The organism is Pseudomonas asgharzadehiana, from assembly GCF_019139815.1.
Taxonomy (GTDB): domain Bacteria; phylum Pseudomonadota; class Gammaproteobacteria; order Pseudomonadales; family Pseudomonadaceae; genus Aquipseudomonas; species Aquipseudomonas asgharzadehiana.
Window position 1 is genome coordinate 431,624 of sequence record NZ_CP077079.1, and the last position, 25,182, is coordinate 456,805.

General features: G+C 60.7%; 23 protein-coding genes. 8 read left to right on the forward strand and 15 right to left on the reverse strand.

Going from position 1 to position 25,182, the window contains the following annotated elements; all coding sequences use genetic code 11:
- Nucleotides 1-3: 3 nt before the first annotated feature.
- From tcyL to KSS96_RS01975, 3 genes are all read right to left on the reverse strand, one after another.
- Nucleotides 4-669, reverse strand: a complete 666-nt coding sequence (tcyL, locus tag KSS96_RS01965; RefSeq protein WP_017526065.1) for a cystine ABC transporter permease — start codon at nt 667-669, stop codon at nt 4-6.
- Entirely contained in the window at nt 669-1,463 is a 795-nt protein-coding gene (gene tcyJ / locus KSS96_RS01970) for a cystine ABC transporter substrate-binding protein (protein WP_017526064.1), read from the reverse strand. Before tcyJ ends, tcyL begins: the two co-directional genes overlap by 1 nt.
- Nucleotides 1,464-1,681: 218 nt before the next feature.
- On the reverse strand, nt 1,682-2,677 hold the full coding sequence (locus KSS96_RS01975) for a D-cysteine desulfhydrase (protein WP_135196895.1): 996 nt from the start codon (nt 2,675-2,677) through the stop codon (nt 1,682-1,684).
- A 167-nt stretch (nt 2,678-2,844) separates the two neighbouring features.
- Here KSS96_RS01975 and epsC point away from each other — a divergent pair, with 167 nt between their 5' ends.
- From epsC to mgrA, 3 genes are all read left to right on the forward strand, one after another.
- Nucleotides 2,845-3,771 carry a serine O-acetyltransferase EpsC gene (epsC, locus tag KSS96_RS01980; RefSeq protein ID WP_068936898.1) on the forward strand — a complete coding sequence of 309 codons (927 nt, stop codon included), beginning with the start codon at nt 2,845-2,847 and terminating at the stop codon, nt 3,769-3,771.
- Nucleotides 3,772-4,122: 351 nt separating this feature from the next.
- Nucleotides 4,123-6,084 carry a choline transporter BetT gene (gene betT / locus KSS96_RS01985; protein ID WP_175404166.1) on the forward strand — a complete coding sequence of 654 codons (1,962 nt, stop codon included), beginning with the start codon at nt 4,123-4,125 and terminating at the stop codon, nt 6,082-6,084.
- Between the two features lie 150 nt (nt 6,085-6,234).
- Nucleotides 6,235-7,272, forward strand: a complete 1,038-nt coding sequence (gene mgrA, locus KSS96_RS01990; protein WP_217855617.1) for an L-glyceraldehyde 3-phosphate reductase — start codon at nt 6,235-6,237, stop codon at nt 7,270-7,272.
- Nucleotides 7,273-7,340: 68 nt separating this feature from the next.
- Here the strand turns inward: mgrA and tauD are convergent, their stop codons facing one another.
- From tauD to KSS96_RS02025, 7 genes are all read right to left on the reverse strand, one after another.
- The gene (gene tauD, locus KSS96_RS01995; RefSeq protein ID WP_017526059.1) at nt 7,341-8,177 is read right to left on the reverse strand and encodes a taurine dioxygenase; all 837 of its coding nucleotides are present in this window, start codon (nt 8,175-8,177) and stop codon (nt 7,341-7,343) included.
- An 11-nt stretch (nt 8,178-8,188) separates the two neighbouring features.
- Nucleotides 8,189-9,025, reverse strand: a complete 837-nt coding sequence (gene tauC, locus KSS96_RS02000) for a taurine ABC transporter permease TauC (protein WP_017526058.1) — start codon at nt 9,023-9,025, stop codon at nt 8,189-8,191.
- Nucleotides 9,022-9,801, reverse strand: coding sequence for a taurine ABC transporter ATP-binding subunit (gene tauB, locus KSS96_RS02005; protein WP_017526057.1), 780 nt, complete (start codon nt 9,799-9,801; stop codon nt 9,022-9,024). The genes tauC and tauB overlap by 4 nt, the downstream gene beginning before the upstream one ends.
- An 18-nt stretch (nt 9,802-9,819) precedes the next feature.
- Nucleotides 9,820-10,797: a taurine ABC transporter substrate-binding protein gene (gene tauA, locus KSS96_RS02010; RefSeq protein WP_017526056.1), complete on the reverse strand. Its 978-nt coding sequence runs from the start codon at nt 10,795-10,797 to the stop codon at nt 9,820-9,822.
- 245 nt (nt 10,798-11,042) lie between these two features.
- Complete coding sequence (gene gshA, locus KSS96_RS02015; RefSeq protein WP_017526055.1) at nt 11,043-12,626, reverse strand: glutamate--cysteine ligase; 1,584 nt, start codon at nt 12,624-12,626, stop codon at nt 11,043-11,045.
- A 215-nt stretch (nt 12,627-12,841) separates the two neighbouring features.
- On the reverse strand, nt 12,842-13,225 hold the full coding sequence (locus KSS96_RS02020) for a PaaI family thioesterase (protein WP_017526054.1): 384 nt from the start codon (nt 13,223-13,225) through the stop codon (nt 12,842-12,844).
- Nucleotides 13,225-15,549, reverse strand: coding sequence for a Tex family protein (locus KSS96_RS02025; RefSeq protein WP_017526053.1), 2,325 nt, complete (start codon nt 15,547-15,549; stop codon nt 13,225-13,227). Before KSS96_RS02025 ends, KSS96_RS02020 begins: the two co-directional genes overlap by 1 nt.
- Before the next feature lie 358 nt (nt 15,550-15,907).
- Between KSS96_RS02025 and ompR the strand changes: the two genes are divergently transcribed.
- Nucleotides 15,908-16,648: an osmolarity response regulator transcription factor OmpR gene (gene ompR, locus KSS96_RS02030; RefSeq protein ID WP_015373500.1), complete on the forward strand. Its 741-nt coding sequence runs from the start codon at nt 15,908-15,910 to the stop codon at nt 16,646-16,648.
- Nucleotides 16,649-16,765: 117 nt separating this feature from the next.
- A complete protein-coding gene (locus KSS96_RS02035) occupies nt 16,766-18,079 on the forward strand; it encodes an ATP-binding protein (protein WP_017526052.1) in 1,314 nt (437 codons plus the stop codon).
- Between the two features lie 78 nt (nt 18,080-18,157).
- Here KSS96_RS02035 and rimK read toward each other — a convergent pair whose 3' ends face one another.
- Genes rimK through rimA form a run of 3 tightly spaced genes read right to left on the reverse strand, consistent with a single transcriptional unit; the run spans nt 18,158 to nt 20,335 of the window.
- Nucleotides 18,158-19,063: a 30S ribosomal protein S6--L-glutamate ligase gene (gene rimK / locus KSS96_RS02040; RefSeq protein ID WP_017526051.1), complete on the reverse strand. Its 906-nt coding sequence runs from the start codon at nt 19,061-19,063 to the stop codon at nt 18,158-18,160.
- Nucleotides 19,060-19,542 carry a retropepsin-like aspartic endopeptidase RimB gene (gene rimB / locus KSS96_RS02045; RefSeq protein ID WP_017526050.1) on the reverse strand — a complete coding sequence of 161 codons (483 nt, stop codon included), beginning with the start codon at nt 19,540-19,542 and terminating at the stop codon, nt 19,060-19,062. The genes rimK and rimB overlap by 4 nt, the downstream gene beginning before the upstream one ends.
- A 13-nt stretch (nt 19,543-19,555) precedes the next feature.
- Nucleotides 19,556-20,335: a S6 modification regulatory phosphodiesterase RimA gene (rimA, locus tag KSS96_RS02050; protein WP_017526049.1), complete on the reverse strand. Its 780-nt coding sequence runs from the start codon at nt 20,333-20,335 to the stop codon at nt 19,556-19,558.
- A gap of 116 nt (nt 20,336-20,451) precedes the next feature.
- On the opposite strand from rimA, the gene KSS96_RS02055 reads away from it, so the two are divergent.
- Nucleotides 20,452-20,859 (forward strand): RNA-binding S4 domain-containing protein, encoded by a 408-nt coding sequence (locus KSS96_RS02055; protein WP_017526048.1) that lies wholly within the window; start codon nt 20,452-20,454, stop codon nt 20,857-20,859.
- Nucleotides 20,860-20,921: 62 nt separating this feature from the next.
- Here the strand turns inward: KSS96_RS02055 and KSS96_RS02060 are convergent, their stop codons facing one another.
- Nucleotides 20,922-21,725 (reverse strand): phosphatase PAP2 family protein, encoded by an 804-nt coding sequence (locus KSS96_RS02060; protein ID WP_065876631.1) that lies wholly within the window; start codon nt 21,723-21,725, stop codon nt 20,922-20,924.
- 125 nt (nt 21,726-21,850) lie between these two features.
- Between KSS96_RS02060 and hslO the strand changes: the two genes are divergently transcribed.
- Both hslO and KSS96_RS02070 read left to right on the forward strand, forming a co-directional pair.
- On the forward strand, nt 21,851-22,753 hold the full coding sequence (hslO, locus tag KSS96_RS02065) for an Hsp33 family molecular chaperone HslO (protein ID WP_017526046.1): 903 nt from the start codon (nt 21,851-21,853) through the stop codon (nt 22,751-22,753).
- Nucleotides 22,754-22,932: 179 nt separating this feature from the next.
- A complete protein-coding gene (locus KSS96_RS02070; protein ID WP_017526045.1) occupies nt 22,933-24,474 on the forward strand; it encodes a phosphoenolpyruvate carboxykinase in 1,542 nt (513 codons plus the stop codon).
- Between the two features lie 190 nt (nt 24,475-24,664).
- Here KSS96_RS02070 and KSS96_RS02075 read toward each other — a convergent pair whose 3' ends face one another.
- Nucleotides 24,665-25,021 (reverse strand): DUF1493 family protein, encoded by a 357-nt coding sequence (locus KSS96_RS02075; RefSeq protein WP_065876632.1) that lies wholly within the window; start codon nt 25,019-25,021, stop codon nt 24,665-24,667.
- Nucleotides 25,022-25,182 lie beyond the last annotated feature (161 nt).

The window sequence follows — 25,182 nt, forward strand, 5'->3', positions numbered from 1 at the left end:
GCTTCAGGACTCCAGGTCATGCCGGTTGACCCGGTCTTCCAGACGATTTTGAAAATGCGCCAGGATGCTCGCCAGCACCCAGTAGATCAGGGCTGCGGACAGATACATGGTGAAAATTTCGAAGGTGCGCGCCGACACCAGTTGCGCCTGGCGAAACAGCTCGGGCACCTGGATGGTCGCGGCCAGCGCCGTGTCCTTGACCAGCGAAATAAAGCTGTTGCCCAACGGTGGTAGGGCGGTGCGCATGGCCTGCGGCAGGATGGCCCGGCGCAGGGTCTGCGCGCGGGTCATGCCGATACTGGCCGCGGCTTCCCACTGGCCACGCTCGATGGAGGCGATGGCGGCCCGCAGGATTTCACAGGCGTAAGCGGCCATGTTCAGCGAAAAACCGATCATGGCAGCCGGAATCGGATCCAGCTCGATGCCCACTTGCGGCAAGCCGTAGTAGATCAAAAACAGCTGTACCAGCAAGGGCGTGCCGCGAAAGAACGACACGTAGACCCGGGCGGGCAAGCGCAGCAGCTTGAAGCGCGACAGACGCATCAAGGCCAGGCCGAAGCCCAGCAGCAAGCCGAAAAACATCCCGCCAAGGCTAAGAATCACCGTGTAATACGCGCCCTTGAGCAAAAAGGGCGCGGAGTCCAGCGCGAGTTGGAAACCTGCTTCCATTATTGAGTGACGTCAGCGTTGAAGTACTTCTCGGAGAGCTTCTTCAAGGTGCCATCGGCGCGCAGCTTGTCGAGGGCCTTGTTCACCGCGTCCAGCAGTTCAGGCTCGCCTTTGCGCAGGGCGATACCGGATTCCTGACGCGAGAAGGCGTCGCCGGCGGCGGCCGTGTCTGGGGCTTTCTTGGCGTATTCCAGGGCGGCCAGGCGGTCGATCAGGATGGCGTCAATGCGGCCGATGCGCAGGTCCTGAAATTTGGTCGGGTCGTCGTTGTAGGTCTTGATGATGGCTTTGGGTTGGTTGTCCTTGAGCCATTGTTCATAGTTGGTGCCCAGGCCTACGCCGACTTTCTTGCCGGCCAGATCGTTGGCAGTCTTGATCGTGTCGACGTTTTTCTTCAGCACCAGCGCCTGGATGCCGGAAACGGTATAGGGCTTGGAGAAGTCGTACTTCTTCTTACGCTCTTCAGAGATGGTGACTTGGTTGACCACCGCGTCCAGGCGCTTGGACTCCAGGGCAGCGAGGATGCCGTCCCATGGCGTGGCCTGCAGCTTGACCTTCACACCCAGCTCTTTGGCCAGGGCTTCGGACAGCTCCACTTCGAAACCGCTGAGCTTGCCGCTTTCATCGACGAAGCTGAACGGTGGGTAGGTGCCTTCCAGGCCAATCTTGATCTCGCCGGCCTTTTTGATAGTGGCCAGTTGTTCGCCGGCAACCGCTTGGCCCAGCCAACCGGCGCCCAGCGCCAGACCCAAAGTGCCAACCAGCAACGTGCGACGGAATACAGAAATAGTCATGAGAGCCCCTGTGTTTTTTATGTTGAGCGAAGCAGGTGACGCAGTAGGTCGTATCCTGCCTTAAAGCGCGAAGCGCGTCTTGGCCTTCGGCGCGATGATAAAGGCGGTTTTTAAGACTTGAAAATAATATAAATCTTAATTCATATTCCATTTCTGAATATGTGTTGGGTCTAATGTGGGAGGGGGCTTGCCCCCTCCCACATTCAGCCCGCGTTTATTCAGTTGAAAACTGAGTTGTACGCAAACAACGCCGGCGCCCCGCCGGTGTGCAGGAAAATGATCGGCCCGTCTTCAAACCGCTGACGCCCGATGCCATCGAGCAGACCGGCCATGGCCTTGCCCGTATAGACCGGGTCCAACAGCAGACCTTCCTGGCTGGCCAAAAGTTTGATCGCGGCCAGGGTGCCGGCATTCGGCTCGCCGTAGCGGGGCCCGAAGTATTCGTCCCACAGAATCACCTTGAACGCGTCGGGGATGCCCACGCCGAGCAACTCGGCCGTGCGCTCGGCCAGGCCCTGCACTTTCGGGCGCTGGGCTTCGTCGGTGCGCGACACGGTGATGCCCACCACCGGCAGGTTCGGCAGCGCTTCGCTCAACGCCAATGCCAGGCCGCTGTGGGTGCCGGCGCTGCCGGAGGCCAACACCACGGCAGCGAATTCCAGGCCGCTGTCTTCGATCTGTGCGGCCAGTTCCAGGCCCGCGCGCACGTAACCCAGGGCGCCGAGCGCATTGGAGCCGCCGATGGGCACCAGGTACGGCTTCTTGCCGTTGCTGCGCAGGCGGTCGGCGAGGGCATTGAGCTGGTCGTCGACGTTGTCGAGGTTCTCTACCAGTTCGACCTTGGCGTCGAACAGTTCCAGCAGCAGGCGGTTGCCATTGCCGAGGTAGTTGGGGTCTTCGGTACCGGTAGGGTTTTCCAGCAGGGCGGCGCAGCCCAGGCCGAGCCTGGCGGCCAGCGCGGCGGTTTGGCGTACGTGGTTGGACTGGATGGCGCCGGCGGTCACCAAGGTATCGGCGCCCTGGGCGATGGCGTCGGCCGCCAGGTATTCGAGTTTGCGCAGTTTGTTGCCGCCCATGGCCAGTGGCGTGGTGTCATCGCGCTTGACGTAGATGTCCCGGCCCAGCCAGGTCGACAGCCGTTCGAGTTTTTCCAGGGCAGTGACGCCGCCCAGCAGGTCCAGACGGTTAAAGCGGTCGAGCTGTTGCTTGATCATGGCTACGCACGGTTGCTGAAGGGATGAAGCGACTATAGGCAGGCACTTTTCATCGGGCAACCGTCAATCGCTTATGTCCAATAGTTCTTAGCATCGCACCATTGGTTCTTAAGGGCGGCCCGGTTGGATACCGTAAAGTGACGGCCATTACGTCAGGAGTGAATACCGTGAGTGAGCGTTCCAGCCATTGGCAATTACAGACCATCGTCAGCCAACTGCGCGGCGCCCGCGACCAATGGCGAACGCGCAACGGCCGGTTGAGCGGCGAGCATGGTGGCCGCGAATTGCCTTCGCGCGAGGCGGTGGCGCAGATCCTTGAAGCGCTGTGCGGGGCGCTGTTCCCGATGCGCCTGGGGCCGGCGGATTTACGCGAAGAGAGCGAAGACTTTTACGTCGGTCACACCCTCGACGTGGCACTCAACGCCTTGCTCGCCCAGGCGCGCCTGGAGCTGCGTTATGCCGCGCGCCAGGGTGGCCAGGATGACAGCCGGCTCGATGCCCATGCCATTCGCCTGATCCAGGATTTCGCGCTGGCCTTGCCTTCGTTGCGCAGCCTGCTGGACACCGATGTGCTGGCCGCGTACCACGGCGACCCCGCTGCGCGTAGCGTGGATGAAGTGCTGCTGTGCTACCCGGGGATCCTGGCGGTGATTCACCATCGCCTGGCCCACCACCTGTACCGCGCCGGCTTGCCGCTGCTGGCGCGGATCATCGCGGAAATCGCCCACTCGGCCACCGGCATCGATATCCACCCCGGCGCGCAGGTCGGCCCGAGCTTCTTCATCGACCACGGCACGGGCGTGGTGATCGGCGAGACCGCGATCATCGGCGAGCGGGTGCGTATCTACCAGGCCGTGACATTGGGCGCCAAACGCTTCCCGGCGGACGAGGATGGGCAATTGCAGAAAGGTCATCCGCGCCACCCTATCGTCGAGGATGACGTGGTGATCTATGCCGGGGCGACGATCCTGGGGCGCATCACCATCGGCAAGGGCTCGACCATTGGCGGCAATGTGTGGCTGACCCGCAGCGTACCGGCCGAGGCGAACATCACGCAGGCGAACTTGCAGCATGACGATGGCGCGCAGAAGTAAAGAACCGGCATGAATCCCCTGTGGGAGGGGCAAGCCCCCTACCACTTTTGATTGCATTCCAGATTTTTACCGGATTTCTCCCTGCAATCGCTGAACGATTAGCTCCCGCCACCCGTCATACCAAACCTTGAGCTGGTGTAGGAAGTATCTGCCGCTCAGCCCTGCGATTAGTCCCAGACCGCCTTTTCATGTTTAACTTGAACGCTTGTTCAAGTTAAACCCGGTGGTTCGCTGCCCGCTCACAACAGGAGGCTTACCTTTGCTGAGTCCGTTTTTTACAGCCACATTCCCAACCCTCGGGGTGCATCGTTCATGAGTGCATCGTCCACCCCAGCCAGCGGCATGGTGCGCATGAATGCGCCGGTTTTCTACTTTGCCGCTACCTTCATTTTGCTGTTCGGCATCACGGTCATCGCTATCCCGCAACAGGCCGGTGCCTGGTTGCTGGCGGCGCAAAACTGGGCGGCCAATACGGTCGGCTGGTACTACATGCTGGCGATGACCCTGTATCTGGTCTTCGTGGTGGTCACCGCGTTATCGGGCTACGGCAAGATAAAACTCGGTGCCGACCACGACGAGCCCGAATTCAGTTACTTGTCTTGGGCCGGCATGCTGTTCGCCGCCGGCATCAGCATCACGCTGTTTTTCTTCTGCGTGTCCGAGCCGCTGACGCACCTGGTGCAACCGCCCCAGGGCGCGCCAATGAACGCTGACGCCGCGCGCCAGGCCATGCAGGTGCTGTTTCTGCACTGGGGCCTGCACGGCTGGGGCGTGTTTGCGTTCGTCGGCATGGCCCTGGCGTATTTCGCCTACCGGCATAACCTGCCGCTGGCGTTGCGCTCGGCGCTGTACCCGCTGATCGGCAAGCGCATCAACGGCCCCATTGGTTATGCGGTGGATGGCTTCGGCATCATTGCCACGGTATTCGGCCTGGGCGCCGACATGGGCTTTGGTGTGTTGCACCTCAACTCGGGTCTGGACTACCTCTTCGGCATCGCCCACACCCAATGGATCCAGGTCGGCCTGATCACCCTGATGATGGGCGCGGCGATCCTGGTCGCGGTGGCCGGCGTCGACAAGGGCGTGCGGGTGATGTCCGATATCAACATGCTGCTGGCCTGCGCGCTGCTGCTGTTCGTGTTGTTCGCCGGGCCTACCCAGCACTTGCTCAATACCCTGATCCAGAACATCGGCGACTACCTTGGCGCCTTGCCGACCAAGAGCTTCGACGTGTACGCCTACGACAAACCCAGCGACTGGCTGGGCGGTTGGACGGTGTTCTATTGGGCCTGGTGGATCGCATGGTCGCCGTTCGTGGGCCTGTTTATCGCACGCATTTCCCGTGGCCGTACCATCCGTGAATTCGTGTTCGGCGTACTCCTGATCCCGCTGGGTTTCACCCTGGCGTGGATGTCGATCTTCGGCAACAGCGCCATCGACCAGGTACTCAACCACGGCATGGCGGCGCTCGGTCAGTCGGCCATCGATGATCCGTCGATGAGCCTCTACCTGCTGCTGGAAACCTACCCGTGGAGCAAAACCGTCATTGCGGTGACGGTGTTTATCAGCTTCGTATTCTTCGTCACCTCGGCGGACTCGGGCACCGTTGTGCTGTCGACCTTGTCGTCCAAGGGCGGCAACGCCGATGAAGACGGGCCGAAATGGCTGCGCGTGTTCTGGGGCGCAATGACCGCGCTGGTCACCAGTGCCTTGCTGTTTGCCGGCAGTATCGACTCGTTGAAATCGGCGGTGGTGCTGACTTCGTTGCCGTTCTCGCTGATCCTGCTGTTGATGATGTGGGGCCTGCACAAAGCCTTCTATCTCGAGTCGCAAAAGCAGATTGCACAATTGCATTCGCTGGCGCCGATCTCGGCCTCGCGTAAAGGCAGGGGCGGCTGGCGCCAGCGCTTGAGCCAGGCAGTGCACTTCCCGTCGCGCGACGAGGTGTATCGCTTCCTTGACTCGACGGTACGCCCGGCAATTGAAGAAGTGACCGCTGTGTTCGTCGAAAAGGGCCTGAGCGTGGTCGCTCAGCCGGACCCGGCCAACGACAGCGTCAGCCTGGAAATCGGCCATGGCGAGGAGCACCCGTTCATCTACCAGGTGCAGATGCGCGGCTATTTCACACCGTCGTTCGCCCGTGGCGGCATGGGTTCCAAAGAGATCAACAACCGCCGCTATTACCGCGCGGAAGTGCACCTGAGCGAGGGCAGCCAGGACTACGACCTGGTCGGCTATACCAAGGAACAGATCATTAACGACATCCTCGATCAGTACGAGCGGCACCTGCAGTTCCTGCACTTGGTGCGCTGAAAACGGCCTGTGGATGTGCGTCAAACCGTTCCTCTCTTGTAGCGCTTTGCTGTAAAAGGATGAGGCAGACTTAAGCGATTCAGCGGCTTAAAAGGCTCGGGAATAACGTTATTCCCGGGCCTTGTTTGCCCCAAGCCCAGAGAGGATTCGATGACGTACATTGCAGCCGAAAACCGCTATGAATCTATCCCGTATCGCCGCGTAGGCCGCAGTGGACTGGTGCTACCCGCACTGTCCCTGGGGCTGTGGCACAACTTTGGCGACAGCACCCCGATCGACACCCAGCGCGCCCTGCTGCGCACCGCCTTCGACCTGGGGATCAACCACTTCGACCTGGCCAACAACTATGGCCCGCCCTATGGCAGCGCCGAGATCAATTTCGGCCGGCTGCTGCGCGAAGACTTCAAGCACTACCGCGATGAATTGATCATCTCCAGCAAAGCCGGTTGGGACATGTGGCCAGGCCCTTATGGCCAGGGCGGTGGCTCGCGCAAATACGTATTGGCCAGCCTCGACCAGAGCCTGCAGCGAATGGGCGTCGACTATGTGGATATTTTCTACTCCCACCGTTTTGACGCCGACACGCCCCTGGAAGAAACCGCCAGCGCCCTTGCCACTGCCGTACAACAGGGCAAGGCGTTGTACATCGGTATCTCTTCGTATTCCGGTGTAAAAACCCGTGAAATGGCGGCGCTGCTCAAAGCGTGGAAAGTGCCGTTGCTGATCCACCAACCGGCCTACAACCTGCTCAACCGCTGGGTGGAAAAAGACCTGCTGGACACCACCGAAGAACTCGGTGCCGGGGTGATCGCTTTCACGCCGCTGGCCCAGGGGTTGTTGACCGACAAATACCTCAACGGCGTGCCCGCTGACGCGCGGGTCAATCGCCCGGGTGGCGGTTCTTTGCAGGCCGGGCATCTGTCCGAAGCCAACATCGCCCATGTGCGTGCGCTGAATGAAATTGCCCAGCGCCGTGGCCAGAGCCTGGCGCAACTGGCGTTGGCCTGGACCCTGCGCGACCCACGGGTAACCAGTGCGCTGATCGGCGCGAGCCGGCCGGAGCAGATTATCGAGAACGTCGGTGCGTTGAAGAACTTGAGCTTCACTGCCGAGGAGTTGGCAGAGATCGACCGGTTTGCGCAGGAAGGCGGGATTAACCTTTGGGAAAAACCATCCACGGCTGAATAGCCTGATACCACTGGGTCAAAAGTGCGGGAGGGGCTTGCCCCTCCCACCGTTGATTTTCGGTGTGACGACTAGAACGGTGCGTCGCCCAATATCGTCGCCCGATGCATCACCCGCCGCTGCGGCCGGTAGTCATCCACCGCGTAATGCTGGGTCGCGCGGTTATCCCAGAACGCCACGTCATTCTCCTGCCAGCGCCAACGGATGGTGAACTCCGGTCGCGTCGCGTGGGCGAACAGCAGCTTGAGAATCGCCTCGCTCTCGGCCGGTTCCAGTTCGTTGATCCTGGTGGTGAAGCCCTCGTTGATAAACAGCGACTTGCGCCCGCTGACCGGATGCGTGCGCACTACTGGGTGCGACAACGGTGGGTTTTTGCGGCGGGTTTCTTCCCAGCGCACCACGTCTTCGGCCGTGTTGCCGAAGCGCTCCAGCGGAAAGGACTTGGTGAAGTCGTGGGTAGCGGTGAGGCCGTTGAGCAGCGCCTTGAGCGGCTCGGACAACGCCGCATAGGCCGCAAACCCACTGGCCCACAAGGTGTCGCCGCCAAACGCTGGCAGCAGCTTGGCACTGAGCACCGCGCCGAGCGCCGGGGTCGGCAGGAAGGTCACATCGGTATGCCACACGGCATTGTCGCGCACGTCAGTGACGGCCGTGTCGAGGACCAGCACTTCGGGCTGTTCCGCCACGTTGGGGTAGATCGGGTGAATGTGCAGGTCGCCGAAATGCGCGGCGAATCGCGCCTGTTGCTGCGGCGTGATGGCTTGGTCGCGAAAGAACAGCACCGAGTGGCTGAGCAACGCGTGTTCGATGGCGTCGCGATGTTCGGCACTCAGCGGCTGGGTGATATCGACGCCGCTGATCTGGGCGCCCAGGGCGATGCTCAATGGGGTAACGGTCAGGCCGGTCATAGGTTCACCACTCAATGTGCCTGGCCATGCCAGGGCACCAGTTTGCGCTGCAGGGCGCGCAGGCTCATTTCCATCGCGAAGGCAATCAGGGCGATGACCAGGATCCCCAGCACCACCACGTCGGTGACCAGGAACTGCGCCGCCGACTGCACCATGAAACCCAGGCCGCTGGTGGCGGCGATCAGCTCGGCAGCCACCAAGGTCGACCAGCCCACGCCCAGGCCGATGCGCACACCGGTGAGGATGTCGGGCAGGGCGCTGGGCAGGATCACGTGGCGAATCAACTGGGCACGGCTCGCGCCCAGCGATTGCGCCGCGCGCAGTTTGGCCGGGTCGACAGTGCGCACGCCCGTCGCGGTCGCGATGGCGATTGGTGCAAAGATCGCCAGGTAAATCAGCAGCACCTTGGACAGCTCGCCGATGCCGCACCAGATCACGATCAACGGCAAGTAAGCCAGGGGCGGTATCGGCCGGTAGAACTCGATCAACGGATCAAGAATGCCGCGCGCAATGCGATTGGAACCGATGGCGATCCCCACCGGAACGGCGGTGAGCACTGCAAAGCCCAAACCCAGGCCGATACGGTTGAGGCTTGCGCCCAGGTGCTGCCACAAGGTGGCGTCCATATAACCGGTGGTCGCCAGCAGCCAGCCTTTTTGCAGCACCGCAGACGGTGGTGGCAGGAACAGCGGTTCGATCAAACCAGTGGCGGTGACGGCCCACCAAAGCGTCAGCAATGCCGCCAGGGTCAGCACGCTGACCCAGCGGGTACTCAGGTTGCGACGCACCGCGATCGCCATGTGCGCCGGCGGCTTGGCGACAGTGGCGGGGAGTTCATAGCTGCTCATGCGGATACCTGCCGTTGCGAAAATACTCTGCCCAGCACGTGCTCGCGGGTTTCGATAAAACGCGGGTCGGACTTGATCGCCCGTGCCGATTCGCCGGCCGCGTAGCGTTGGCCGAAGTCCAGTTGCAGGCGCTCGACGACCTGACCGGGGTTGGGCGCCAGCAGGATCAGATCGGTGGCCAGAAACACCGCCTCTTCGATGTCATGGGTAATCAGGAACACCGGCTTGGCCGTGCGCCGCCAGACTTGCAGCAGCAGCTCCTGCATCTGTTCGCGGGTGAACGCATCGAGGGCGCCGAAGGGTTCGTCCATCAGCAGCACGCGCGGGTCGGCCGCCAAGGCGCGGGCCAGGCCGACACGTTGTTTCTGGCCACCGGAAAGCTGCCAGATACGGCGGTTGTCGAAGCCGGCCAGGTCCACCAGGGCGAGCATTTCTCGCGCACGCGCTTCACGCTGCGCCTTGGCTACACCGGCCAACTCCAGGCCGAAACCGACGTTGGCCAGCACGTCCTGCCAGGGCAGCAACGCGTCGTCCTGGAACACCACGCCACGTTCGGCGCTCGGGCCTTTGACCGGTACGCCATCAAGGGTGATGCGCCCGGCGCAGGGTTCGACAAAACCGGCAATCAGGTTCAACAGCGAGGTCTTGCCACTGCCGGAAGGGCCCAGGGCGACCAGTAATTGCTGGGGCCCAAGCTCAAGTGAAATATCTGCCAGTACCGGTTCCGGGGCGCCTGGGTACTGTGCGCTGATGCGCTCCAGTTGTAGCAAGGCCATCGCGACGAACTCCTTGAATCAGTTGGTGATGAACTTGGCGTTGATGTAAGGGGCGTAGTCCGGCAGCACGGCGTCGACTTTGCCTTGTTCCTTGAGGAATGCGGCGGTATCGGTCACGGCCTTGGTGGTCGGTGCGCCGAGCAAGGTCACTTGGTCCGCGGCCAGCGGGTAGACGTTGCCTTGCAGCAGCAACGGAATGTCGCTGGCCTTGGCACCGGAGAGCTTTACCAGTTTGTCGACGTTGCTTTTGTCGGCGAGCCAGGCTTGTGGGTCTTTGCGGTATTGGGCGTAGGCGTCCAGCGTGACTTTGGCGAAGGCAGTGACGATTTCCGGGTGCTTCTCGGCGAAATCCTTGCGCACGATCCACGCGTCGAACGTCGGTGCGCCGAACTTGGCCAGTTCGCCGGAGGTGATCAACACTTTGCCGTTTTCCTTGGCCACGCCCAGGGCTGGGTCCCACACATAGGTGGCGTCGATATCACCGCGCTTCCAGGCGGCGATGATCGCCGGAGGCGCGAGGTTGAGAATCGTGACTTTCGACGGGTCGATGTTCCAGTGCTTCAACGCGGCCAGCAGGCTGTAGTGGCCGGTGGATACGAACGGCACGGCGACCTTTTTGCCGATCAGGTCCTGTGGGCTGTTGATGCCGGAACCGTCGCGCGCTACCAAGGCCTCGGCACCGCCGATCTGGGTGGCGACCAGAAAGGTCTGCACCGGCACTTTGCGGGTGATCGCGGCGGTCAGCGGGCTGGAGCCGAGATAGCCGATCTGTACGTCGCCCGAGGCGATGGCGGCAATGATGTCGGCACCGTTGTCGAATTTGCGCCAGTCTATTTTGGCGTGGGTGGCTTTTTCATAGGCGCCATCGGCCTGGGCGACCTTGGCGGGGTCTACGGTGGTCTGGTAGGCGATGGTCACATCCGCCGCCTGGGCAAACAGGCTGGCACCGGCCAGGGACAATGCGGCCAGAAGGCGCAGAGGGGTCAGCAGTTTCAAGGGTAAGCTCCTCAATCAGGCGGCCGAGGGTCGGCATGTGAGGAGACTAAATGATCTAAGAATCCGAAAATAAATAACTTTTTCGAATTAGCTTATGGGCGAAAGGTTGAAGCAATCTTCCTGCAAGTGAAGGGCAACTGTGGGAGGGGGCTTGCTCCCGATAGCAGGGTGTCAGTCGGTATAGGCATCAACTGACCCGCCGCCATCGGGAGCAAGCCCCCTCCCACCGGGAACCGCGTAGGTCCTTAGTTGCTGATGGCGAGGATGCTTGCCTGGTACGAACCGACGAACACATCGAAATCGCCCACTTCGTTTTGCTCCAGCTCTGCCTGCTGCGCCAGCGACGTGCGGGCCAGCTCTTCAAAACGTGCCTGCTCTTCGGGCGCGAGCGGTTCCTTGCGGAAATACTCGGCGTGCAGCTGGCTCTGATGCAGCGAGAACTGCGCGAAACTTTCTTTGCGTTCGGCCATCGCCGCCAGCACCTTGGCCGACGGCGTCAGGGACGGGTCCTGAACCTTCGCCAGTTGAGCGTCCAGCGCCTCGCTGTGTTCAGTGATGCCATGGCTCTGATCGAGCAGAGCGGCCAGCGGGGCGATCTTCTCCAACAGCTCGGCCGCCCACTCTTTCATGTCCACTGGCTGGCCGTCACGCTGCAATTGCAGGCCCGGACGCCGACCTTCCTTGACCACGCTGAGGAAGTTGGAGGTGGCGTTGCCGCACTCGTTGTTGGCGAACAGTGGGCTGTCGTTCAGCGCGCAATACAGCAGGAACGCATCGAGGAAGCGCGACTCCGGCAGGTCGATGCCCATCGGCAGGAACGGGTTGATGTCCAGGCAGCGTACTTCGATGTACTGGATGCCACGGGCCATCAGCGCCTGGATCGGGCGCTCGCCGGTGTAGGTCACGCGCTTGGGGCGGATGTTGGAGTAGTACTCGTTTTCGATCTGCAGGATGTTGGTGTTGAGCTGCACCCACTCACCGTCCTTGTGCGTGCCGACTTCAACGTACGGCGCGTACGGTGTTGCTACCGCTTCGCGCAGGCTATCGGTGTAGCTCGCCAAGTCGTTGTAGCACGGCGTCAGGCCGGCTTGGGCGTTGCTCTGGTAACCCAGGTCGCTCATGCGCAGGCTCGTGGCATACGGCAGGTACAGGGTGTCGGCGTCGAGCACTTCCAACTGGTGCGAGCGACCGCGCAGGAAGCCCGCGTCCAAGGCCGGCGAGGCACCGAACAGGTACATCAGCAGCCAGCTGTAGCGGCGGAAGTTGCGGATCAGCGCGATGTAGGCCGTGGACTGGTAATCGCGGTCGGTGCCGACAAAACCTTCAGTCTCCTTGAGCAACGGCCACAGCTGTTCCGGCAGGGAAAAGTTGTAGTGGATGCCGGCGATGCACTGCATGGTCTTGCCGTAACGCAGGGCCAGGCCCTTGCGATACACGTACTTGAGCTGGCCGATATTGGAGGTGCCGTAGTAGGCAATCGGAATATCTTCCTCGGCCGGCAAGGGGCACGGCATCGAGGGGCTCCACAGGTATTCGCTGCCGAGCTTGGTGTAGGCGAAGCGGTGGATCTTGTCCAGGCTGCTCAGGGTATCGGCCGGGTTGGGCAGGGCCGGGGTGATGAACTCCAGCAGCGATTCCGAGTAGTCGGTGGTGATCAATTCGTTGGTCAACGCGGCGCCCAGGGCTTCGGGGTGCGGCGTTTGTGCCAGGCGACCCTCACCGGTAACGCGCAGGCATTCACGCTCGATGCCGTGCAGGCATTGCTCTAGCAGGGAGAGGTGTTCGCGCTTGCCGAGCAGGGCCAGGCGGCGGTTGAGAAGTTCGCTCAAGTTGGATTCCTTCACGCGTCAGTCGCCCCAATATGGGGGTGGGCAGGACGGTCTACAAGGGTGAAGTTAAAACTGGCGTGATCGCCTGGTTTTGAGTCGATTTGACCCGCTATAAATAAAGCCTACTTCATTCTACGAATTGGGCTACAGCGCAGCGGGAAAATTCCGGCGCTGTTATCGCAGCGCCGAAATTAACTCAAATCAAGGGTGAGGAGCTATAGGACAGCGAACGTGCCCTGCGCTTTTGCGACAAGTCTTTCGTCCTGATACACGTCCGCTTCGACCACCAGGGTGCGTCTACCGGCGTGAATCACCCGGCTGGTGCACAGCACGTCACCGTCTTCCACGGCGCGAATGTAGTTGATCTTGCATTCGATGGTCGCGCTCTGCTGGTCGAAGCCATGGGAACTGGAACATGCCAGGCCCATGGTGATGTCCACCAGGCTGAAAATCGCCCCGCCATGCAGCTTGCCCGCGCGGTTACGCAGGTGCGGCTGCAGGGTCAGGGCCACCTCGGCAACGCCTTCTTCCAGGCGTTGCAGGCGGCAGCCGATCAGTTCGCTGAAGGCGCTCTGGGTCAAACCGGCGGGGATTTGCATCAGCGCTTCTTCAACTGCTTGGCGTTGGCGAACAGCGAGGCCATGGCGTTGTTGCTCGGCGCCGCAGTCGCGGTTTCCTTGCGGGGGGCGTTGTTCTGCGATGGGCGTGGCGCGGAGCCAGGGCGCGCACCACGGGCACCGTCGATTTTTTCGCCGGGCGTGTCGCTCATGCGCATCGACAGGCCGACGCGTTTGCGCGGGATATCAACTTCCATGACCTTGACCTTGACCACGTCGCCGGCCTTTACCGCCTCACGCGGGTCTTTGATGAACTTCTCCGAAAGCGCGGAGATGTGCACCAAACCGTCCTGATGCACGCCGATATCCACGAAGGCACCGAAGTTGGTCACGTTGGTCACCACGCCTTCAAGGATCATGCCCGGTTGCAGGTCCTTGAGGTCTTCGACGCCGTCCTGGAACTCTGCGGTCTTGAACTCTGGGCGCGGGTCGCGGCCAGGCTTTTCCAGCTCTTGCAGAATGTCGGTGATGGTCGGTACGCCGAAGGTTTCGTCGGTGTACTTTTTCGGGTCCAGGCGCTTGAGGAACGCAGCGTCGCCGATCAGCGAGCGGATGTCTCGGTCGGTTTCGGCGGCGATGCGTTGCACCAGCGGGTAGGCTTCCGGGTGAACGGCCGACGAATCCAACGGGTTGTCGCCGTTCATCACACGTAGGAAACCGGCGGCTTGTTCGAAGGTTTTTTCACCCAGGCGTGCAACTTTTTTCAGCGCGGCGCGGGTTTTGAAGGCGCCGTTTTCGTCACGGTGGGTGACGATATTCTGCGCCAGCGTGGCGTTGAGGCCGGAGATGCGCGCCAGCAGTGCCACGGAAGCGGTGTTTACGTCCACGCCCACGGCGTTTACGCAGTCTTCCACTACGGCATCCAGGCCTCGCGCCAGTTTCAATTGCGAGACGTCATGCTGGTACTGGCCGACACCGATGGATTTAGGGTCGATCTTCACCAGTTCGGCCAGCGGGTCCTGCAGGCGACGGGCGATGGACACCGCGCCACGGATCGACACGTCGAGGTCCGGGAATTCCCTGGACGCCAGTTCCGACGCCGAGTACACCGAAGCGCCCGCCTCGGAGACCATGACTTTGGTCATCTTCATGGCTGGGTATTTTTTGATCAGCTCGGCGGCCAGCTTGTCGGTTTCGCGGCTGGCGGTGCCGTTGCCGATAGCGATCAGGTCTACCGAATGCTTGGCGCACAGGGCGGCCAGGATGGCGAGTGTCTGGTCCCACTTGTTGTGTGGCACGTGCGGGTACACGGTGGCGTGGTCCAGCAGCTTGCCGGTGGCATCGACCACCGCGACCTTGCAGCCGGTGCGCAGGCCTGGATCGAGGCCCAGGGTGGCGCGCGGGCCGGCCGGTGCGGCCAGCAGCAGGTCGTGAAGATTGTGGGCGAACACGTTGATCGCCTCGGTTTCGGCGCCGTCGCGCAGCTCGCCGAGCAGGTCGGTTTCCAGGTGGGTGTAGAGCTTGACTTTCCAGGTCCAGCGCACGACTTCACCGAGCCACTTATCCGCAGGACGGTTCTGATTCTGGATGCCGAATTGTTGACCGATCATGCCTTCGCACGGGTGCATGGTGCCCGGCAACTCGTCGCCGACTTTCAGCGCGCAGCTGAGAATGCCTTCGTTGCGGCCGCGGAAAATTGCCAGTGCACGGTGAGACGGCATGCTTTTGAGCGGTTCGTCATGCTCGAAATAATCGCGGAACTTGGCGCCTTCTTCCTCTTTGCCGGCGATGACGCGAGCGCTGAGGATGGCTTCCTGCTTGAGGTAAGTGCGCAGTTTTTCCAGGAGGTTGGCGTCTTCGGCGAAGCGCTCCATGAGGATGTACTTGGCGCCTTCGAGGGCGGCCTTGACGTCGGCGACGCCTTTTTCGGCATCGATAAAGCGCGCGGCTTCGGCTTCCGGGGCCAGCGACGGATCGTTGAACAGCCCGTCGGCCAGCTCGCCCAGGCCGGCTTCGAGGGCGATCTGGCCCTTGGTGCGGCGCTTTTGTTTGTACGGCAGGTAGAGGTCTTCGAGACGGGTCTTGGTGTCGGCAAGCTTGATGTCACGCTCGAGTTGCGGGGTCAGCTTGCCTTGTTCCTCGATGCTGGCGAGGATGCTGATGCGCCGTTCGTCGAGTTCTCGCAGGTAGCGCAGGCGCTCTTCCAGGTGACGCAGTTGGATGTCGTCGAGGCTGCCGGTCACTTCTTTTCGGTAACGGGCGATAAAGGGCACCGTGGAGCCCTCATCCAGTAGAGCGACGGCCGCTTCGACCTGTTGTGGGCGTACACCGAGTTCCTCGGCGATGCGGCTGTTGATGCTGTCCATAAAACCACCTGAAATTCTGAAAAGCAGCTCGCAGGCCCGGGAAACAAGGCCTTGCGCAGCTGGTTGAGCGGCCCGACTGGCGCCGCTACCTGGGTCAAGAGGCAGCCTATTGACCCTCGAAATCGGGAAATTGCTGCCCTGCGCTGAAAAAACGGATGAAGCCGTAAACAGTAAAGTCTGACAGTGCCCCTGCACGAAGGCGCCGCATTATAACCAGCGTTCTGCCCTTGGGGGGTACCGCGCCGGCGGTTGTAGGGCGCGGGTTCACTGGCAGTGGAGGAAAAATCTGCTAACAATGCACACGGTGCGTATAACGGCAGCTAGGCCATAATGCGCGCCGAGATAAGAGGAGCATCCAATGAGCAGCACTGCACAAACTGCTGAAGGCGAAAAAATTCTCATCGTTGATGACGATCCGGGGCTGAGCAGCCTGCTGGAGCGTTTTTTCAACTCCAAGGGCTACCGTGCCCGCGCGGTGCCGAACACCGAGCAGATGGACCGCCTACTGGGGCGCGAAGTGTTCAACCTGGTCGTACTCGACCTGATGCTGCCCGGCGAAGACGGCCTGACTGCCTGCAAGCGCCTGCGCGGCGCGAACAATCAGATTCCAATCATCATGCTCACCGCCAAGGGCGATGAGCTGAGCCGCATCAAGGGCCTTGAACTGGGCGCTGATGACTACCTGGCCAAGCCATTCAACCCGGATGAACTGATGGCCCGGGTCAAAGCCGTACTGCGTCGTCAGGCCCCGCCGGTTCCTGGCGCGCCCGGCAGCGAAGACGAAAGCGTTACCTTTGGCGATTACGAGTTGTCGCTGGCAACGCGCGAACTCAAGCGTGGCGACGAAGTGCACATGCTCACCACCGGCGAATTCGCAGTGCTCAAGGCCTTGGTGATGAACGCACGCCAGCCGCTGACTCGCGACAAGCTGATGAACCTGGCCCGTGGCCGGGAATGGGACGCTCTGGAACGCTCCATCGACGTGCAGATCTCCCGTCTGCGCCGGATGATCGAGCCAGACCCGTCCAAGCCACGTTATATCCAGACGGTATGGGGCGTGGGTTATGTGTTTGTGCCGGATGGCACCGCAACCAAGTGATCGATGATTTGCAGCGGCGAGCATCCTGGCGTTTGATCCCATGAAGGTCAACGGCGTGCTCGGCGTCTGCAATTCTGCGAGCGCCGCTCGTTCCTGCAAGGTGTCCAGCTGTCATCTATGAAAACCCCGCTGTGGTTCCCACAAAGTTTCTTCTCGCGCACCCTTTGGCTGGTGCTTATTGTCGTTCTGTTTTCCAAGGCACTTACGCTGGTTTATCTGTTGATGAACGAGGACGTGCTGGTGGATCGGCAGTACAGCCATGGTGTCGCCTTGACGCTGCGTGCCTACTGGGCCGCCGACCCCGAGAACCGCGAGAAGATCGCCAAGGCCGCCACCCTGGTGCGCGTGGCCGGCGCGGGCGTGCCGGAGGGTGAGCAGCACTGGCCCTACAGCGAGATCTACCAACGCCAGATGCAGGCCGAACTGGGTGAAGACACCGAGGTGCGGCTACGCATGCATGTGTCTCCCGCCTTATGGGTGCGCGCGCCGAGCCTGGGGGAAGACTGGCTGAAAGTGCCGCTGTACCCGCACCCGCTGCGGGGGCAGAAGATCTGGAACGTGCTGGGCTGGTTCCTGGCTATTGGATTGCTTTCAACCGCATCCGCGTGGATTTTCGTGCGGCAGCTCAACCAGCCGCTCAAGCGCCTGGTATTTGCCGCCCGCCAACTGGGTCAAGGGCGCAGCGTGCGTTTGCCGGTCAGCGATACGCCCAGCGAGATGACCGAGGTGTACGGGGCGTTCAACCAGATGGCCGAAGACGTCGAACAGGCCGGACGCGAACGTGAACTGATGTTGGCGGGAGTATCCCACGACCTGCGCACGCCGCTGACGCGCCTGCGGTTGTCCCTGGAGTTGATGGGTAACCACACCGACCTTACCGATGACATGGTCCGCGACATCGAAGACATGGACGCGATCCTCGACCAGTTCCTGGCGTTTATCCGTGATGGCCGTGACGAGGTGGTGGAAGAGGTCGACCTGACGGATCTGGTGCGTGAGGTCGTTGCGCCCTACAACCAGAACGGCGAACAGGTGAGCATGCGTCTGGAACCTATCCAGCCGTTTGCATTGCGGCGTGTGTCGATGAAACGCCTGCTGAACAACCTGATCGGCAATGCTCTGCACCATGCCGGTTCCGACGTGGAAGTGGCTGCGTACGTGTCGGGTGACAGCGCTGCGCCCTATGTGGTGTTGAGTGTGATGGACCGTGGCACGGGGATCGACCCGGCGGAGCTGGAAGGCATCTTCAACCCCTTCACCCGTGGCGACCGTGCCCGGGGTGGCAAGGGCACGGGGTTGGGGCTGGCGATTGTGCGGCGGATTGCTTCGATGCATGGCGGCAACGTGGAATTGCGTAATCGCGAAGGTGGCGGCCTTGAAGCACGGGTGCGTTTGCCGCTTGGGCTGATGCTGCCAAGAGACGCGGTTTAGCAAACAACGCAGATCAAAATATGAGAGGGGCTTGCCCCCTCTCACGTGTGGTGCTCTGTTGTGTCAGCGGGCGGGGGGTTAACCCTTGCCCTTGGTCCGGGTCATATTCGGGCCACCGTTTTTCTCCAGGTGCTGAATGATGATTCCCGCCACATCCTTGCCGGTGGTGGTCTCGATCCCTTCCAGGCCCGGCGACGAGTTGACCTCCATCACCAATGGCCCATGGTTGGAGCGCAAGATATCCACACCCGCTACCGCCAACCCCATTACCTTGGCTGCCCGCAGTGCGGTCATGCGTTCTTCCGGGGTGATCTTGATCAGGCTGGCACTGCCGCCACGGTGAAGGTTGGAGCGGAACTCGCCCGGCTTGGCCTGGCGCTTCATCGCCGCAATTACCTTGTCGCCTACCACAAAGCAGCGGATATCCGCCCCACCGGCTTCCTTGATGTATTCCTGCACCATGATGTTCTGCTTGAGGCCCATGAACGCCTCGATCACCGACTCGGCCGCTGTCGCGGTTTCACACAGCACGACGCCGATGCCCTGAGTGCCTTCCAGCACCTTTATCACCAGCGGTGCGCCGTTGACCATTTCGATCAAGTCCGGGATGTCGTCGGGGGAGTGGGCGAAGCCGGTGACCGGCAGGCCAATGCCACGGCGCGACAACAGTTGCAGCGAGCGCAACTTGTCTCGCGAGCGCGCAATAGCCACCGATTCGTTCAGGGGATACACCCCCATCATTTCAAACTGGCGCAACACGGCGCAGCCATAGAACGTCACCGACGCGCCGATGCGCGGGATCACTGCATCGAAGCCTTCCAGCGGCTTGCCCCGGTAGTGGATCTGCGGCTTGTGGCTGGCAATGTTCATATAGGCACGCAACGTGTCGATCACCACCATTTCGTGGCCACGTTCGGTGCCGGCCTCGACCAGGCGGCGGGTGGAATACAGACGCGGGTTTCGCGACAGCACAGCAATCTTCATGCAGCACCTGGGGCAGAAATAGTAGAGACCGGGAACACCGGCTTGTCTTGAACGTACTTGACGCCGGGATTGACCACCAAGTGGCCGTCAATCAGCGCCTTGGAACCCAGCAACAGGCGGTAACGCATAGCCTTGCGGCAGGCCAGGGTGAATTCCACCCGCCATACCCGATCGCCCAGCGCCAGGGTGGTGCTGATCACATAGCGCACCTGCGCATGACCGTTGGAGCTCTTGATGGTTTTCATCGTCACCAGCGGCGCTTCACAGCGACGGTGACGCAGTTGCACCACACTGCCCAGGTGCGCCGTAAAGCGTACCCATTTTTCTCCGTCGCGCTCGAAGGGCTCGATATCGGTGGCGTGCAGGCTCGAGGTGCTGGCACCGGTGTCGATCTTTGCGCGCAGGCCAGCCACTCCCAAATCGGGAAGTGCCACCCATTCACGCAGACCTACAACGGTCAAATGGTCAAATGTCTTCAATATGGATAACCGATCAGTTCGCCCAGGCCTGAGGTGAGACCTCGGCCAGTGCATTGAATGCAGGCTTGGCGAACCAGTAACCCTGCATCAGAAATATTCCACAGTCGGACAGAAAGTCTCGCTCGCCAGCACTTTCAATGCCTTCGGCGATGACAGTAACCCCCAACTGCTCACAGATTGTGACAATCCCCCGGACGATCACCTGACGGACACGGTCCTTGTCGACATCGCGGATCAGCGCCATATCGAGTTTGATCAAGTCAGGTTGGAAATCGGCCAGCAGATTCAGCCCCGAATAGCCCGCGCCGAAATCGTCGATGGCGGTCTTGAAACCGAATTCGCGGTATTCACGCAGAATATTCGTCAAATGGCGATAGTTATCTACGTGCTCGCTTTCCAGTGTTTCGAAAATCAGCCGGTCCACTGGAAAGTTGTGCGCACGTGCCGCCTCCAGCGTGCTACGGATACACAGCTCCGGGCGATATACGGCATTGGGCATGAAATTGATGGACAGGTGGGTCTGCATCCCCAAGGCGGCCGCACCAGCAATGGCTTGCGTGCGACAGCGTTGGTCGAAGCGGTAGCGATTGCTCTGATTGACGCGCGCCAGCACCGTCAAGGCGCCTTCACCCTGGGTGCCGCGCACCAAGGCCTCATTGGCAAAGATCGACTGGTCGCGAAGGTCTACGATGGGTTGGTAGGCGAAAGCAAAGTCGAACCCCAGGGGCTCGCTTTGCCGGCAACCCACGCACGGCTGGTTTGGCGAGGTGAGTGAAAGCGGAAAGTCGGTCACGGCGTATCCTCGCGAAAACAGAATGCTATCTGGCGTATCTTAGGTGAGCCTTGGGGTTTATGCGTCGAAGGGTTTCAACGGTAAAGTTGCGACATTTTTCAGAGCGAGGAATTCAAGTGGCTCAGAAGCAGGAAGAGGAAGAAAAGGTTCGGCTGGATAAGTGGCTGTGGGCGGCGCGCTTCTATAAGACCCGTGCCCTGGCAAAAGCCGCCATCGAGAGCGGCAAAGTGCATCACCGTGGCGAGCGCTGCAAGCCGGGCAAGGAGCCGCGCATTGGCGATGAGTTCCAGATTCGCACCGGTTTTGATGAAAAAACGATCGTCGTGCAGGCGCTTTCCATTGTGCGCCGTGGCGCCCCTGAAGCGCAGGCGTTGTACGCCGAGACCGAAGCCAGCATCGCCAAGCGCGAAAATGCGGCGGCGATGCGCAAGGCGGGAGCTTCAGGCCTGACCACCGATGGCAAGCCGAGCAAGAAGCAACGCCGCGATCTGTTCAAGTTTCGCGGCAGCGGCAATGAAGATTGATTGTGCCTGTCCCAGTCAAATGTGGGAGAGAGCAAGCCCCTTCCCACATTTAGCCTGCAGCATTAAGCACCGGGGCGTATGACGCTTAATTGCCCGATCACCGGCAACTTGCCGAGTGACTCAAAAATCGGCGTCGTCACCTTTAGCAATCCCTCCGACACCTTCGCTGCAAACGGTGTGTAATAACCCCAACCCAGCGCCAACAGGGCCAGCAACACGCCGCCGATGTAATCGTCCTGGCCCCAATGCGCGCCTGCCACCAGGCGCGGCATCATGAACAACACCGCCAACCCCCAAATCACCAGTAACTGCCCGATACGCTGGGCAAACACGGTCATGAACATCCCCCAGATCAACAGCACCGACGCATGATCCCCCGGAAAGCTCTGGCTCGAACGGTCCTTCAGCTCCCAGGTCTTCTCCAGGCCGGGGAAAAAGTCGCTCATCTGAATGGCCCCGCCGACCACCATCGAAGGGCTGCTGTGTTGCCAGCCCATTTGCGCCGCCAGCTTGGAAAACAGCATGCGGATAAACAGCAACAGCAACAAAATGCCGACAAAACCTAACAGCGCCTGGCGCACCTGCGCGGCCTTGAATACCCAGTCGCCGCGAATCAGCAGGGTCAGCAGAATCACCCCGACCACCGCATCAAACGGTCTCAAACTGGCTACAGCCCACACATGCAGCCATGTTGTATGGGTCGCCAGCGGGTCGTTGAGCAGATGAAACAGCCACTCGTCGAAAATCAAACACAGCATTTGCCCCGTGGGCCACAGCCAAAAACACAGCAGCCCGATAGCGAGTAGATTGCAAAGAGCCCATCGCCGGAGGTTCCACTTAGCTTGGAACAAACCCGGATTGTTCATAAACTGTCCCTCTTCGCTCTATTAAGTTCTCTGTTTCCAGGAGAAAACCGCACCAAAACGGTGCTAAAGCGTTTAATTTTATAAACGTTGTAATCAATTTGTCATCAATTCAGATACCCAGACCTATGACTGATCTACCGGATACCGACTTCACTCAACGCTTCATTTTCGACGAGAACGACGCCCGCGGCGAACTGGTCTCCCTGGAGCGCAGCTACGCAGAAGTCCTTGCCAAGCACCCCTATCCGGAGCCGGTCGCGCAACTGCTCGGTGAGTTGATGGCGGCCGCTGCGCTGCTGGTTGGCACCATGAAATTCGACGGTCTGCTGATCCTGCAGGCGCGGTCTGAAGGGCCGGTGCCCATGCTGATGATCGAGTGCTCCAGCGAGCGTGAAATCCGTGGCCTGGCCCGTTACCACGCCGACCAGATCGCGCCTGACGCTACCCTGTCCGATCTGATGGCCAATGGCGTATTGGCCATTACGGTTGACCCTACGGAAGGCCAGCGTTACCAGGGCATCGTCGACCTCGACGGCGAGACCCTGTCGGACTGCTTCACCAATTATTTCGTCATGTCCCAGCAAGTCGGCACCAAGTTCTGGCTCAATGCCGACGGCAAGCGCGCCCGCGGCCTGCTGTTGCAGCAATTACCGGCTGACCGCATCAAGGACGACGATGACCGTGCTGAAAGCTGGCGGCATATCATTGCCCTGGCCGACACCCTGAAGGCCGAAGAACTGCTGGGCCTGGACAACGAAACCATCCTGCATCGCCTGTACCACGAAGAGGCCGTGCGCCTGTTCGACGCACAGGGCCTGCGCTTCAATTGCAGCTGTTCGCGCGAGCGTTCTGCCAATGCCTTGGTCAGCCTGGGCCTGGAAGATGCGCAGCAATTGGTTGTGGAACACGGTGGCCATATCGAGATCGACTGCCAGTTTTGCAACGAGCGCTACCTGTTCGATGCGGCGGATGTCGCTCAATTGTTCGCTGGGGCGGGCATCGACACGCCTTCCGACACCCGCCACTAAAACGTTTAAGCACAGGTAAATCACCTGACAAATGCCGGATTAGAGGTGTTCTGACGGGAGGGCCCTACTCTTTTTGGGCTTTTCTGGCATAATCCGGCCCACTTTTTTCGCGGTAGTAGTGCGCAACTTTCTACTACAAAACGTTTGGAGCACTCGGCCATAGGCCGACGGGGAACCTCATGACGCAAGCCAATAACGCCGTATACACCGATCTGAGTGTTGACGATCTGGTCAAAGAAGCCCTGCAGCGCGGTGAAGGCGTGCTTGCCGATACTGGTGCGCTGGTAGTGGAAACCGGTCACCGCACCGGTCGTTCACCGGTTGACCGTTTCATCGTTGAAGAGCCTTCCACCCAGGACGCCATCGCCTGGGGCCCGATCAACCGCAAGTTCCCAGCCGACAAGTTCGATGCCCTGTGGAACCGCGTAGAAGCCTTCAACAACGCGCAAGAGCACTTCGTTTCCCACGTTCACGTAGGGGCTGCCGAAGACCACTATCTGGCCGTTAAAATGACCACCCAGACGGCCTGGCAGAACCTGTTCGGTCGTTGCCTGTTCATCAACCCGGCCCAATACAACCCGGCCGGTCGCGACGAATGGCAAGTGCTCAACGTGGCCAATTTCGAGTGCGTGCCTGAGCGTGACGGCACCAACTCCGACGGTTGCGTGATCCTCAATTTCGCCCAGAAAAAAGTGCTGATCGCCGGCATGCGTTACGCCGGTGAAATGAAAAAAGCCATGTTCTCGGTGCAGAACTTCCTGCTGCCGGCCGCCGACGTGCTGCCGATGCACTGCGCCGCCAACATTGGCGAAGCGGGCGACGTGACCCTGTTCTTCGGTCTGTCGGGTACCGGCAAGACCACTCTGTCGGCCGACGAAAGCCGTTACCTGATCGGTGACGACGAACACGGTTGGGGCGAGGGCGTGGTGTTCAACATCGAAGGCGGTTGCTATGCCAAGTGCATCGACCTGTCCGAGAAGAACGAGCCGGTCATCTGGAAAGCCATCAAGCACGGCGCAGTCTTGGAAAACGTCGTGATCGACGACGCCAAGCACGCCGACTATGCCGACGTGAGCCTGACCCAGAACAGCCGTGCCGCCTACCCGCTGGAGCACGTTGCCAAGCGTTCCGAGAAGAACCTGGGCGGCGAGCCAAACGCAGTGATCTTCCTGACCTGCGACCTGACCGGCGTACTGCCGCCCGTGTCGATCCTCAGCGAAGAACAAGCGGCCTACCACTTCCTGTCCGGCTACACCGCATTGGTGGGCTCGACCGAAATGGGCTCGGGCAGCGGCATCAAGTCGACCTTCTCCACCTGCTTCGGCGCGCCATTCTTCCCACGCCCGGCCGGCGAATACGCTGAGCTGTTGATCAAGCGCATCCGCGGCTTCGGCTCCAAGGTGTACCTGGTCAACACCGGCTGGACCGGCGGCGGCTACGGTGTCGGCAAACGCTTCAACATCCCGACCACGCGCGGCGTGATCGCAGCGATCCAGAGCGGCGCGTTGATCGGTGCCGAGACCGAACACCTCGACACCATCAACCTCGACGTGCCTTTGGCCGTACCGGGCGTTGAAACCGGCCTGTTGAACCCACGTAACACCTGGGCTGACAAGGCGGCTTACGATGAAGCGGCGAAGGCGTTGGCCGGTCTGTTCATCGAGAACTTCAAGAAGTTTGAAGTGAGCGACGCGATCAAGGCTGCGGGTCCTAAGTTGTAAGACTGCGCCGTTGTGAAATAGCCGCCTCTTGTGGGCGGCTTTTTTATGCGTGAGGGGTTGATAAGCGATGCGCAGAACGATCGCCCCAACCAGCATCCACACGCCCCCCAGCACGTGTACGGCCGACAATCGCTCGTTGAAAAACACGAATCGAATTTTGAGTGGCGGTGTGCCTGGACCCGGTGTTCGCTCAACTCAGGTTTTCCAGCGTCTGTGTGTCCCAGCTATGGGTCTTGATCGCCAGGTACAGCATGCCGATGGTCAGCGGCACTTTTTCGCCACGGCCCTTGGCGCGGCGCTTCATGAACACGTCGAACATCGGTGGGTTGAAGTAACGATAGGCGTCGTAGTCGCCTAGGTCGACGCCAAAATCCTGTTCCAGTGCTTCCATGAGTTGTTTGGCCTCACTGCCGTCGCAACCCAGGTCGAAGTTGATCGCGGTTTGCAGGCGGAGGGTCTTGTGTTTCGGCAGGCCGATTTCTTCGTGCAGCAGTTGCAGCAACTGTTGAATCGCCGGGTCTTCGGGGAAGTTGGGGGCCAGGTTCATGGTTGGGGCACGCAGGAGTGGGTGAAGGGGATGGTTGTGTGATCTTTTGTGTTTGTTTTGGGTGAACAAGAGATCGACACCTGTGATGAAGGCAATGATCGGGAAACTGAAGAATGGTAACTGTGTTATCCAGGACGTGGCGCTGAATAAAAGTGTGGGTC